At 70.3% G+C, this 12,607-nt stretch carries 10 protein-coding genes; 7 read left to right on the top strand and 3 right to left on the bottom strand.

What is annotated here, in order from left to right; all coding sequences use genetic code 11:
• Window positions 1–9 precede the first annotated feature (9 nt).
• Both ABZ845_RS23640 and ABZ845_RS23635 read right to left on the bottom strand, forming a co-directional pair.
• Complete coding sequence (locus ABZ845_RS23640; protein ID WP_360982808.1) at window positions 10–693, bottom strand: HdeD family acid-resistance protein; 684 nt, start codon at window positions 691–693, stop codon at window positions 10–12.
• Between the two features lie 101 nt (window positions 694–794).
• Window positions 795–1,388 carry an HhH-GPD-type base excision DNA repair protein gene (locus tag ABZ845_RS23635; protein WP_360982806.1) on the bottom strand — a complete coding sequence of 198 codons (594 nt, stop codon included), beginning with the start codon at window positions 1,386–1,388 and terminating at the stop codon, window positions 795–797.
• A 108-nt stretch (window positions 1,389–1,496) separates the two neighbouring features.
• On the opposite strand from ABZ845_RS23635, the gene ABZ845_RS23630 reads away from it, so the two are divergent.
• Complete coding sequence (locus ABZ845_RS23630; RefSeq protein ID WP_360982943.1) at window positions 1,497–4,283, top strand: GNAT family N-acetyltransferase; 2,787 nt, start codon at window positions 1,497–1,499, stop codon at window positions 4,281–4,283.
• Here ABZ845_RS23630 and ABZ845_RS23625 read toward each other — a convergent pair.
• On the bottom strand, window positions 4,257–5,156 hold the full coding sequence (locus ABZ845_RS23625; RefSeq protein WP_360982942.1) for a PhzF family phenazine biosynthesis isomerase: 900 nt from the start codon (window positions 5,154–5,156) through the stop codon (window positions 4,257–4,259). The two genes, ABZ845_RS23630 and ABZ845_RS23625, sit on opposite strands and share 27 nt — an antisense overlap.
• A 382-nt stretch (window positions 5,157–5,538) precedes the next feature.
• Here ABZ845_RS23625 and ABZ845_RS23620 point away from each other — a divergent pair, with 382 nt between their 5' ends.
• The 6 genes from ABZ845_RS23620 to ABZ845_RS23595 all read left to right on the top strand — a co-directional run bounded on the left by ABZ845_RS23620 (window position 5,539) and on the right by ABZ845_RS23595 (window position 12,437).
• Window positions 5,539–6,021 carry a cupin domain-containing protein gene (locus ABZ845_RS23620; RefSeq protein WP_360982804.1) on the top strand — a complete coding sequence of 161 codons (483 nt, stop codon included), beginning with the start codon at window positions 5,539–5,541 and terminating at the stop codon, window positions 6,019–6,021.
• Window positions 6,009–6,782, top strand: coding sequence for a glucose 1-dehydrogenase (locus tag ABZ845_RS23615; protein ID WP_360982802.1), 774 nt, complete (start codon window positions 6,009–6,011; stop codon window positions 6,780–6,782). Before ABZ845_RS23620 ends, ABZ845_RS23615 begins: the two co-directional genes overlap by 13 nt.
• 195 nt (window positions 6,783–6,977) lie before the next feature.
• Window positions 6,978–8,840, top strand: a complete 1,863-nt coding sequence (locus tag ABZ845_RS23610; RefSeq protein ID WP_360982940.1) for a copper resistance protein CopC — start codon at window positions 6,978–6,980, stop codon at window positions 8,838–8,840.
• Window positions 8,841–9,136: 296 nt separating this feature from the next.
• Complete coding sequence (locus ABZ845_RS23605) at window positions 9,137–10,468, top strand: ABC transporter substrate-binding protein (protein WP_360982800.1); 1,332 nt, start codon at window positions 9,137–9,139, stop codon at window positions 10,466–10,468.
• Window positions 10,469–10,602: 134 nt separating this feature from the next.
• Window positions 10,603–11,547 (top strand): sugar ABC transporter permease, encoded by a 945-nt coding sequence (locus ABZ845_RS23600; RefSeq protein WP_360982938.1) that lies wholly within the window; start codon window positions 10,603–10,605, stop codon window positions 11,545–11,547.
• Window positions 11,544–12,437 (top strand): carbohydrate ABC transporter permease, encoded by an 894-nt coding sequence (locus ABZ845_RS23595; RefSeq protein ID WP_360982798.1) that lies wholly within the window; start codon window positions 11,544–11,546, stop codon window positions 12,435–12,437. Before ABZ845_RS23600 ends, ABZ845_RS23595 begins: the two co-directional genes overlap by 4 nt.
• The last annotated feature ends 170 nt before the right edge of the window (window positions 12,438–12,607 follow it).

The following is a 12,607-nucleotide window of genomic DNA, read 5'->3' as shown; positions in this document are numbered from 1 at the left end:
TGACGTTGGTCATACAGTGCGCGGAATCTGCTTCGCCCGGCCGCGGATCCGGAACGCCGTGCCGATCTCGACCACGCCGACCACGACCAGCCACCACCCGGCGACCAGGGTGAGCACGGCGATCGACGCGAACGGCGAGACGATCAGCACGACCCCGGCGACGAAGGTGACGACGCCGAGGAACACCTGCCAGCCGCGAGCCGGTACGCCGGGGTCATGGGCGGCGGCCACGGTCTGGGTGATGCCGCGGATCAGCCAGCCGATGCCGATCCACAGGGCGAGCAGCAGGACCGACTCCATGGGGCCGCGGAAGCAGAACAGGCCGAGCAGGATCGACAGGGCGCCGCTGATGAAGGCGAGGACGCGGAGCGAGGTGGTCTTGTGCGTGCCGAATGCGGACGCGAGCTGGAGCATGCCGCTCGCCACGAGATAGATGCCGAAGAGCACCCCGGCGGCCAGCAGGGACGGCCCCGGCCAGATCAGGACCAGGATGCCCAGGATCAGGGACGCGACACCGGTCAGCAGAACGACCTGCCACGCGGTGCGGGCGAGGAGGTGCAGAAACCCCTCGACGGGGGGTTCGGGTTCGACGCCCTCCGGTGCCGGTCCCCGCGTATGCGGGTCACGGGCGGCGTGGACGCGACGGTCGTCGAAGCCGGGTCCCGGGGAGGAGGAACTCGATGCGTCGGTCATGATCCATGCTTGGACCCGGTCCACGCACCCCGCCAGCCGTGTGGTCCAACCGGCTGACACCCAGGACGCTTTGCCGTCTACGGCCGCGCGCAGCCCCCCGCCTACGCCTTCCCGCTCCCGGCCGCCTTCGCCGCCGCCTTCATCTCCTGCTTGAACGCGCGGACCTTCGCCAGGGACGCGGGCCCGGTGATGTCGGCGACGGACCGGAACGACTCGGCCTCGCCGTACGCGCCCGCGGCCTCCCGCCACCCCTGGGGCCGTACGCCCAGCTGCTTGCCGAGCAGGGCGAGGAAGATCTGTGCCTTCTGCTTGCCGAACCCGGGCAGTTCCTCCAGCCGCTTCCTCAGCTCCTGCCCGCTGCCGGCGTCCTTCCAGATCGCCTCGGGGTCCCCGTCGTAGTGCTCGACCAGGTACTGGCACAGCTGCTGGATCCGCTTGGCCATGGAGCCCGGGTAGCGGTGCACCGCGGGCTTCTGCGAGAGCAGCGCGGCGAATGCCTCCGGGGCGTACGCGGCGATCTCGTGCGCGTCGAGGTCGTCCGCGCCGAGCCGCTGGGAGATGGTCCACGGTCCCTTGAACGCCCATTCCATCGGAATCTGCTGGTCCAGCAGCATCCCGGTCAGCGCGGCGAGCGGACTGCGCCCGAGGAGCGCGTCGGCGTCGGGTTCCTGGGCGAGATGAAGGGTGGCGTCCATGCCCCCGATGATCCCGCGCCCTGGGCCGGGCCGCGCGCCGGTACGATTCCCCGGGATTAGTTAGGGAAGGCTAACCTAAATAGAAGGGCCGCCAAGGTGACCACCGCGATCTGCCGCGAGATCTACCGCGATGCCTGGTGCATCCCGCATCTGAGAGCCGCCGACGCGCACGACCTGGCCCGGGTCCAGGGTCACGTCACCGCCCTGGACCGGGCCTGGCAGCTGGAAGTCGAGCGGCACCGTGTCGAGGGCACCTCGGCGTCCTTCCTCGGACCGTCCGCCCTGGCCTGGGACCTGCTCGCACGGAGGGCCCGGCTCGCCGACACCGCCAGGCGCTGTTTCGCCGCACTGGAAGAGCGGGACCCCGAGACCGCGGACTGGGTGCGCGCCTACGCCGAAGGGGTCGACGAGGCACTGGCCGAAGGCGCCCGGCGAGCCCCCGAGTTCACCGGGACGGGTCTCGCCCCCGGCCGCTGGGAGCCCTGGCACCCCCTCGGTATCTGGCTCTCCACCCACATCCTGTTCGCCGGTTTCCCAGCCAAGCTGTGGCGCGAGGAGGCCGCGAGGCGGCTCGGCGAGGACGCCGTGGGCCTGTTCGCCACCGACGGGCCCGGCACATCCGGCAGCAACGGCTGGCTGGTGACCGGCGAGCGCACGGTCACCGGGCGGCCCGTCATCGCCGGGGATCCCCACCGCTTCATCGAGGACCCCGGCGTCTACCAGCAGATCCGGCTCGCGTGCCCGGAGTTCGACGTCGTCGGCCTCGCCGTCCCCGGTGTCCCCGGCATCGCCCACTTCGGCCACGCGGGTCCGGTGGCCTGGGCGATCACCAACGCGATGGCCGACTACCAGGACCTCTACCGCGAACGCCTGCGGCGCACGCCGGACGGCGCTGTGGAAGCCCTGGACCCGGACGGGGTATGGCGTGAGGCGATCCGGCTGGACGAGACGGTCGAGGTCGCCGGGGGCGGTCCGGTCGAGGTGGAGGTGATCGAGACGCCCAGGGGCCCGGTGGTCATCGGCGGTCCCGAAGGCATCGTCAGGGAAGGCACGGTCAGGGAAGGAACTGTGGCCGACGCGGCAGACACGGCCGACGACCATGGCACCCCGGTCGCCATAGCCCTCCGCTACCCGCCCCGGGTCACCGGCGATCTGGGCTTCGGTGCCCTGCTCCCTCTCCTTCGCTCCGGGTGCGTCGCCGACGTGGACCGTGCACTCGACCTCTGGGCCGAGCCCGTCAACGTCGTACTGGCGGCGGACTCGGACGGCAATGCCCTCCACCGCGTCGCGGGCAGGGTGCCGCGCCGCGCCGCGGCCAACCCCACACGGCTGGTTCCCGCCTGGGAGCCCGGACACGAGTGGCGGGGATGGCACGAGATGCCTCGCGCGACCGTGCGGAAGGGTCTCGCCGTGATGGCCAACCAGCGCGGTCCGGCCGGCCCTCTCGGCATCGAGTTCGCACCCGGGCACCGGGCCGCCCGCATCCACGACCTGCTGGATCGCGAACCCACCTGGTCCGCCGGAGGGATGGCGGCGATCCACACGGACACCGAACTCGCCTCCGCCGCTGCTCTGCTGGACCACCTCCGCGCACTCGACGGCCTCAGCGCCTCCGCCGCCGACCTGCGCGAACGCCTGCTGATCTGGGACCGGCACATGGACGCGGACAGCGCTCAGGCGGCGGCCTTCGCGGCGGTACGCGGCGCGGTCGTCCGACGGCTGGCCGCGCAGCCCGCCTTCGGCCCGCTGGCCACCCCGCCCGCGTACCCGGAGATCTTCCTGCCCTGGCTCGCCCTGCTCCCGCGGATCGGCTTCGCCCTCGAACACCTGCTCAGCGCCGAGGAGCTGTACGGGATCGACCGCGCGGCGATCGTGCGCGAGGCACTGGAGGAGGTCGCCGGAAACCCGCCGAAGGGAACCTGGGGGGACACCCACCGGCTGGCCGCCTGGCGGGCCCTCGCACCGATCTCCGGCGACGTTCCGGAGCCGTCCCTGTCCGGCGACCACGACTGCGTCCTGTGCACCTCCGCCGTGCCCGGCCTGAGCGATCTGAGCGCGCGCGGCCCGGCGGCCCGTTACGTCTGGGACCTCGCCCGTCGCGACGACAGCCTCTGGGTGGTTCCCTTCGGGGCCTCGGGCGTCCCGGTCTCGCCCCACCACCATGACCAGCTTCCCTTGTGGCTCAAGGGGGAGCTCGTTCCGGTCGTGACCGACTGGAACCTTCTCAAGAAGGAGACCCCGATGACCCCGATGTCCCCGAGGAGCACAGAGCAGTCGTACGGCGCCGCGCGTGAGGCCGTGTTCGAGGAGACGCTCCAGGGATTCGGCACCGTCCGCATCCTGCGCCTGGATCCACGGGCCGACCTGGACGTCGTACACGCCTGGGTGAGCGAGGAACGCGCCGCCTTCTGGGGCATGATCGAACTGACGAAAAGTCAGGCGGGCGACATCTACGCCCACATGGAGACACTCGAGACCCACCACGCCTTCCTCGCGGTCAAGGACGGCGAACCGGTCGCACTGCTGCAGACCTATGAGCCGGATGCCGACCGGGTCGGGGAGTGCTACACGGTGCGACCCGGCGACATCGGGATCCATGTCCTCCTCGCCCCGGCCGGCCCCGGGGGACCGCGCTCCGGCTGGACGTCGGCCCTGCTGGCCGCCCTCACCTCGTACGTCCTGACCGGCCTCGACCGCCGGCGGATCGTCGTGGACCCCGACGAGCGCAACGAGAAGGCCATGGCCCGCTTCCTCCGCGAGGGCTTCACCGCCGGCCCGGCCGTCACCCTGCCCGAGATAGCCCTGCCTGACGTCCACCTCCCCGAAAAGCGAGCCCGACTGGCCTTCCTCAGCCGCACTCCGCCACGGTCAGCGAATCCGCGTTCCCGTTCCTGATACACGGATCCTTGTGTCGCCGTCCCGCAGGTGAACGGTCAGGGTGCTGGGGCGGCCCATGTCGGCCCCTTGATGGATGGTGAGCACCGCATTGCCGGAGACAAGGCCCAGCTCTCTCGTGTACGCGCCGAAAGCCGCGGCTGCCGCACCGGTCGCCGGGTCCTCGACCACGCCGCCGACGGGGAACGGGTCGCGAGCGTGGAAAACGGTCCCTGTTTCCCGCCACACCAGCTGAACGGTGGTCAGGTCCTTCGCGAGCATGAGGTCCTTCAGACCGGCGAAGTCGTACTCAAGGTCCGCCAGCCGTTCACGCGTCGCCGCGGCCAGAATCAGATGCCGGGCACCTGCGTAGGCGATCCGCGGTTCCAGCGCGGGGTCCAGTTCACTCGTCCGCCAGGAGAGCGCGGCGCAGACCTCCTGCACGAAGCTCTCTTCCACCTTTTCGACATGCGGTTCCACGCTCGTCAGGGTGGCGTTGAGCCGACCGCCCTCGTCCGCGGTCACAGCGACGGGAACAGTTCCTGCTCGCGTCCGGAACTCCAGCTCGCCCGGACCGATCCGCTCTCCGAGCGCGATGGCGGTCGCAATAGTGGCATGCCCGCAAAACGGCACCTCTGCGAGCGGGCTGAAGTAGCGAATGGTGAACGAGCGTGTGGGGTCCGCCTGTTCCGTCCCTGTCGTCAGGGGCGGCGGCGTCAGGAAGGCGGTCTCGCTGTAGCCGACCTCTGCCGCGATCGCTTGCATGTCCTGGATCGACAAACTCGCCGCGTTCAGCACCACTCCGGCAGGGTTGCCACCGTCCGGGGTCTCCGTGAAGGCGGTGTAGCGCAGGATTTCCGTGGGGAAGGCTTCTCCGCCGGGCACTTGCTGCATCAGGCATTCCAATCATGAGAAACGGCTGTACGCGTGCGTGCATGCTGCACATGAGAGCAACTGGACGATGTCGAGCGGCTGTTGTTTCCCAACACGACTGCCCGCGACCGCATTCCGTCCCCGACCGCCCTCCGGCAGCGTGCCGCGCGTCACATCCGGACCGTGTCACATCTCGGCCGCGCAAATCCCACAACGCACCGGCAGTCGACACCGCACCGCAGCCGGCGCGCTCAGGGGCGCGGGGAACCGCGCAAATCCCACAACGCATCCGCAGCCGACACCGCACCGCAGCCCACTCACTCAGGGGCGCGGGGAACTGCGCAAATCTCGCAACGCCCCCGCAGGGACAACGCACGCCCGCCCGCCCCCTACCCTCCCTCCCATGACCCCAGCCGACCTCGTCGCCCACTACGGCATGGAACCCATCCCTCGAGAGGGAGGCCGCTTCCACCGCACCTGGACAGGCCCACAGCGCCCCGACGGCCGCCCCGAGGGCACCGCCATGATCGCCCTGCTGACCGCCGACCCGGACGACTATTCGGCACTGCACCGCCTCCCCTCGGACGAGACCTGGCACTTCTACCTCGGCGATCCACTGGAGCTGCTCCTCCTCGGCCCCGACGCCGCCACCTCCCGCACGGTCCTGCTCGGACCGGACGTCCTCGGCGGCCAGCACGTCCAGTTCACCGTGCCCGCGGGCACCTGGATGGGCGGGAGGGTCGCCGAGGGCGGCGCATGGACGCTCTTCGGCTGCACCATGGCGCCGGGCTTCACCGACGACGGCTACGAGCACGGCGACGTGGCCGAGTTGACCGCGCGCCACCCGGCCGAGGCGGCCCGGATCGCCGGGCTGTGCCGCCCGTGAGCGGGCTGCTTGCGGGGCAGGTCGCCCTGGTGACGGGCGCGGGCGGCGGCATCGGGCGCGGGATCGCGCTGCGGTTCGCCGAGGAGGGCGCGGCGGTCGCGGTCCACTGCCGTACATCGGTGGACGCGGCGCGGGACGTGGCCGGGCGGATCCGCGCCACGGGCGCGCGGGCCGTCGTACTGCGGGCCGACCTCGCCGACGAGGACGCGTGCCGGAACCTGGTCCATGAGGCCGCGCGATGGGGTGGTGGCCGCCTGACGGCACTGGTCAACAACGCGGGGGTACAGCCGCAACAGGAGCTGGCCGGGATGACGGCAGCCGCATGGCGGGCGGTGGTCGACACCAACCTGTCGAGCGTCTTCGCCTGCACCCAGGCGGCGGTGGAGGTCATGCGCGGATCGGGCGGCGGCACCGTCACCCACATCGCCTCCGTCGAGGCCACGCACCCGGCACCGCTGCACGCCCACTACTGCGCGTCCAAGACGGCGGTCGTGATGCACGCCCGGTCGGCGGCCCTCGAGTACGGCCCGGACGGCATCCGGGTCAACACCGTCTCGCCCGGCCTGGTCGACCGGGAGGGCCTGGCGGAGGACTGGCCGGAGGGGGTGGAGCGATGGCGGCGGGCGGCGCCCGCGGGCCGGCTGGGACGCCCGGAGGACATCGGCGACGCCTGCGTGTTCCTGGCCTCTCCGCTCGCCTCCTGGATCACCGGTCACGACCTGGTGGTGGACGGCGGTGTGTCGGCCCGGCCCACGTGGTGACACGGCACCTGGTCATGATGGTGTGAGCACGGCGAACACGGCGTCCGTACCTAACCGGGACCCGGGACGGACCGACACGGGAGACAGGACGTGGGTGGAGGACGCACAGGCGAAAGGAGCGGGAGGAGTCCGTGGGCGGGGGTGCCCGGACACGGACTGCGGCAGATCGCGTTCGCGCTGCTCGTCGTCCCCCTGATGCTGCTCGCGGGCGCCGGTTCCGCCTCCGCGCACGCCGCGCTGAAGGGCACCGACCCGGTCGACGGCAGTGTGCTGAAGTCGGCACCGAAGGCCGTCACCCTCACCTTCTCCGAGTCGGTGGGCCTGCTGGACGATTCCATCCGTGTGTTCGACCCGGGCAACCGGCGGGTCCACACCGGGAAGCAGGAGCACGCGGAGGGCCGGTCGGACACGGCCAGTGTCACCCTCCCCGCGCTCGCGCGGGGCACCTACATCGTGGCCTGGCGCGTGGTGTCCGCGGACAGTCACCCGGTCTCCGGCGCCCTCACCTTCTCCGTGGGCAAGCCCTCCGCGACGACCGCGGTGGTGCCCTCCGACACGGCCCAGGACGCGGCCTCGACAGCCCTGTATGACATCGCGCGTTATGTCGCGTACGGCGGTCTGGCCCTGCTGCTGGGCGTCGCCGTGTTCACGATGGCGACCGGGGCGGGAGCCGGGGCCGCGCGAGGTCTGCTCGTGGGCGGCTGGTGGACGCTGCTTGCGTCCACCCTCGCGTTGTTGCTGCTGCGGGGGCCGTACGAGCGCGGCAGCGGCCCCTCGGCGATCGCCGATCTCACCGTCCTGCGGGAGACGGCGACGAGCCGTCCGGGTCTCGCGCTGCTCGCGCGCGTCGCCCTGCTGGGCGCTGCGGCGCTGTACGCGAGGCGTGCGGGACCGACGCCCGCACAGGGCGGACGGCGGACTCCGCCGCGGGCCGCGGCGGGCCTGTTCTCGCTCGCCCTGGCGCTCACCTGGGCGGTGTCCGAGCATGCCTCCGCGGGTGTTCAGGTCCCGCTCGCGATGACCTCGGCGGTGCTGCACCTGCTGGCGATGGCGGTGTGGCTGGGCGGACTCGCCGCCCTGCTCACGGCGTTGTACCGGACGCCCGACGAACTGCCGGCCGCCGCGGTCACCCGGTTCTCGCGCCTGGCCCTGGCGTCCGTCGTCGTCCTCGTCGCCACCGGCGTCTACCAGTCCTGGCGCGGCCTCGGCTCCCTCGGCGCGCTCACCTCCACGACGTACGGCAGGCTGCTGACCGCCAAGCTGGTCGCGGTCGTCGTGCTGCTGGGGGCGGCGGCGTTCTCGCGCCGCTGGACGGCGCGGCTCGCGGTGCCCACGGCGGAGCCGCTCACGGCGGAGCCGCTCACGGCGGAGCCGCTCACGGCGGAGCCGCTCACGGCGGAGCCGCTCACGGCGGAGCCGCTCACGACGAAGGTGCCCGCGGCGCGGGTGACCGTGCCGGAGCGGGTGCGGGAGACGGTCGGAGCGGCGACGGGGCGGACCGAGGCCGTACCGCGGGACGCCGACGACGCGGGCTCCGGACCGGAGGGACGGACGGCCCCGGACGACCGGGCACCGTACCGCCGGGCCCTGCGCCGCTCGGTGCTGGCGGAGATCACCGTCGGAGTGGTGGTCCTGGTGATCACGACGCTGCTGACGGGCACGCAGCCGGGCCGGGCGGAGAAGGAGGCGGCGGCTGCCCGGACCGCGGCCGACCAGCCCCTCGGCTCCACCACGGAGGTCCCCTTCGACGTGGGCACACCGGGCGGTCGCGGCAAGGTGCAGATCGAACTGACGCCGGGCCGGGTCGGCGAGAACCAGGTGCAGGCGGTGATCTACGGGCCGGACGGCGGTATCGCGATCGTGCCCGAACTGCGCCTGGCCTTCACGTTCGAGCAGCGGGGCATCGGCCCGCTGGACGCCAGGCTGCGGGACCGGGGCGGCTATTGGGCCGCGGACACACTGAACCTGCCGCTCTCGGGCACCTGGACGATGCGGGTGACGGTCCGTACGTCCGAGGTCGACCAGGTCACCGTGTCGAAGAAGGTCCGCATCGGCTGACCGCCCACGGCCGACCCCGCCCGAGCGGGGTGCGGGGCGCCCCGCCACCTGCGCTGAAGTGTTCGTATGTGTCGTATTCGCCTTGCCGAAGAGGCCCTCGCGATCCGCGCCGCCTCCGAGGGGATGGATCAAGGCAGCGCCCATTACGTTTTCCACAACTGCTGACGCAGGTCTTGACGTATGAGCGGACATACGAGTCTCATGGCGCCCACGATGTTCGGTCGAGTTGGTTTCTGGTGGATTCTGACCCCTCTTCGGAGAGGCCACCGTGACCGACCCCTCCCCCAGGAGCCGTCATGCACCGCACCCCCTCCGATCCCTCCGTCTCCGTACCCGTCCCCGCCTCCGGCCCGAGCCGCCGTTCCCTGCTGCGCGGAGCCGGTGGAGCAGTTCTGCTCGCCGGTGCCGGCGTACCCCTGCTGAGCGCCTGCGGCGGCAGCGGCTCGGGCTCCGACCCGAAGACCGTCACCCTGGGCTCCAACGCTTCCGACGCGGTGCCGAAGAAGGCGTTCGAGCAGGTCTACGCGGCCTTCAAGAAGCAGTCCGGCATCACGGTCGCGGTGAACACCAAGGACCACAACACCTTCCAGGAGCAGATCAACTCCTACCTCCAGGGCACGCCTGACGACGTGTTCAACTGGTTCGCCGGTTTCCGCATGCAGTTCTTCGCGGCGAAGAAGCTCGCCACCCCGATCGACGACGTATGGCAGAAGATCGGGGACAACTTCCCCGAAGCGATGAAGAAGCTCAGCAAGGGTGAGGACGGCAAGTACTACTTCGTACCGCTGACCACGTACCCCTGGGCGGTCTTCTACCGCAAGAGCGTCTTCCAGCAGCACGGCTACCAAGTCCCCACGACCTGGGAGCAGTTCACCGCGCTGTGCAAGCAGATGAAGAAGGACGGGCTGGTCCCGATCGCCTTCGGCGACAAGGACCAGTGGCCTGCGATGGGCACCTTCGACCAGATCAACTTCCGCCTCAACGGCTACGACTTCCACGTGCAGTTGATGGCGGGCAAGGCCTCGTGGACCGACGCCAAGGTGAAGGCCGTCTTCGACCACTGGACCGAGATCCTCCCCTACCACCAGGACGGGGCGCTGGGCCGCACCTGGCAGGACGCCGCGCAGACGCTGGTGGCGAAGAAGGCCGGCATGTACCTCCTGGGCAGCTTCGTGGCACAGCAGTTCACCAACCAGGCCGACCTGGACGACCTCGACTTCTTCGCCTTCCCGGAGATCAACTCCGCGTACGGGCAGGACACCGTCGAGGCGCCGACAGACGGCTTCATGGTCAGCAAAGCCCCGAAGAACCACGACGGCGTCGTGAAGCTGCTGGAGTACCTGGGATCCCCCGACGCCGAGCAGACCTACCTCAAGACCGACCCCAGCGTGGTGGCCGCCTCCGCCAAGGCCGACACCTCCTCCTACAGCGCGCTGCAGAAGAAGGCGTTCACGATGATCAGCGGTGCCAAGACCCTGACCCAGTTCATGGACCGCGACAGCCGCCCGGACTTCACCTCCACGGTGATGCAGCCCGCGCTGCAGAAGTTCGTTCAGGACCCCAAGGGCGTCGACAGCCTGCTGTCCTCGATCGAGCGCCAGAAGAAGACGATCTTCGCCTCCGCGTGACCACCGACATGACCGCCGACATGACCCCCGAGACGACCCCCGAGACGACGGCCGGGACGACGGCCGACACGACCCCCGCGACGACAGCCGACGAGTCCGCCGATACGACGACCAAGACCACGGAGGCGGCGGACGTGCCGCCTCCGGGCGCCGCGTCCGCCACCAGGCGGGCGGCGTCCGTGCACGGCCACCGGCGCCTGCTCACCCGCCGCGACCGGATCACGCTCGCCCTGATGGCGGGCGTGCCCACCGTTCTGCATGTGGCCCTCGTCTGGGTCACCGCCCTCGCCTCGATCGCGCTGGCCTTCACCACCTGGGACGGCATCGGCTTCGACTCGATCAAGTGGGTCGGGCTGCAGAACTTCAAGCAGCTGTTCACCGACAACCCGCAGTTCTGGCCCGCCGTCGAGCACAACGTCGTCTGGTTCGTGGTGCTCATCCTCGTCCCGACACCGCTCGGCCTCTTCCTCGCGGTCCAGCTCGACAAGAAGATCCGCTTCAGCCGTGTCTACCAGACGGCGTTCTTCCTTCCGGTCGTCATCTCGATGGCGTGCATCGGGTTCGTCTGGCAGCTCGTCTACAACCCGGACACGGGCCTGATCAACAGCCTCATCGGCGCCAACAAGCCCGGCCACTACATCGACTGGATCGGCGATCCGAAGCTCAACCTCTGGGCCGTCCTCGTCGCCGCCTCCTGGCGGCACACCGGCTACATGATGATCCTTTACCTGGCCGGGCTGAAGAGCGTCGACCCGTCCCTGCGGGAGGCGTCCGCGCTGGACGGGGCGAACGAGTGGCAGACGTTCCGGCACGTCATCTTCCCGACGCTGCGCCCCACCAACACCGTCGTCCTGGTCGTGACCATCATCGAGGCCCTGCGCGCCTTCGACCTGGTGTTCGTCTTCAACAAGGGCGCCCAGGGCACCGAACTGCTGTCGATCCTGGTGACCAACAACATCATCGGGGAGTCGAGCCGTATCGGGTACGGGTCGGCGATCGCGGTGGTGCTGCTGGTGATCTCGCTCGCCGTGATCATCCCCTACCTGGTGGCCACCTTCCGGAAGGAGCGGCGCGCATGACCGCCTCCACCGTCACTGCCCCGCCGAAGCGGCGGCCCCCGGTCCGCCCGGCCCGGATCCTGCTGCACGTCTTCCTCGCCGGCACCGCGCTGGCCTGGCTGGCGCCGCTGCTGTGGGCGGTCTTCTCCGCCCTGCGCCCGTACGGCGAGACCAGCACCAAGGGCTATGTGTCCTGGCCCGACACGCTGAACCTGGACAACTTCACCAACGCGTTCGAGCAGTCGGACATGACGCACTACTTCGGCAACACGCTGCTGATCGCGGTGCCGGCCGTACTGCTCACGCTGTTCCTGTCCTCCTGCGTCGCGTTCTACGTCAGCCGCTTCGACTTCCGCCTCAATCTGGCGCTGCTGCTGGTCTTCACGGCAGGCAACCTGCTGCCGCAGCAGGTCATCATCACCCCGCTGTACCGGCTGTACCTGCTCACCGACCTGCCCGGCATCACGGCGAGCGGCAAGCTGTACGACTCGGCGCTCGGCCTGGTCCTGATCCATGTGGCGTTCCAGTCAGGGTTCTGCGCGTTCGTGCTCAGCAACTACATGCGCTCGCTGCCGCACGAGCTGACCGAGGCCGCACTGGTCGACGGCGCCTCCGTATGGCGGCTGTACTGGCAGATCACGCTGCCGCTGTGCCGTCCGGCGATGGCCGCTCTTGCGACCCTGCTGTCCATCTGGATCTACAACGACTTCTTCTGGGCCCTCGTGCTGATCTCGACCGGCCAGAACATGCCGATCACATCGGCCCTCAACAATCTCTCCGGCCAGTACTTCACCGACCCGAACCTGGTCGCCGCGGGCGCTCTGCTCACCGCCATCCCGACGCTGGTCGTGTACTTCGCGCTCCAGCGGCAGTTCGTGAACGGTCTGACCCTGGGCGCCAGCAAGGGCTGACCGGCACGTACGCGGGCCGGGGACGTGCGCCCCGGCCCCTGTCGGCCTGTCCCGTCACGTCGGACCGGCTCGCACCGGGGGCAGCGCGGCGGCCGGCGGCAATGCGCCGCCAGTGCGTACTTATTTAAAATTCCTCATCATTCGGTGGCCATTCATCCCGGCGAATATGC

This window comes from Streptomyces sp. NPDC047022, assembly GCF_040644155.1.
Classification (GTDB): Bacteria; Actinomycetota; Actinomycetes; order Streptomycetales; family Streptomycetaceae; genus Streptomyces.
The sequence above is the reverse complement of the archived record's forward strand: the minus strand, read 5'-3'. Positions and strand labels throughout refer to the sequence as shown.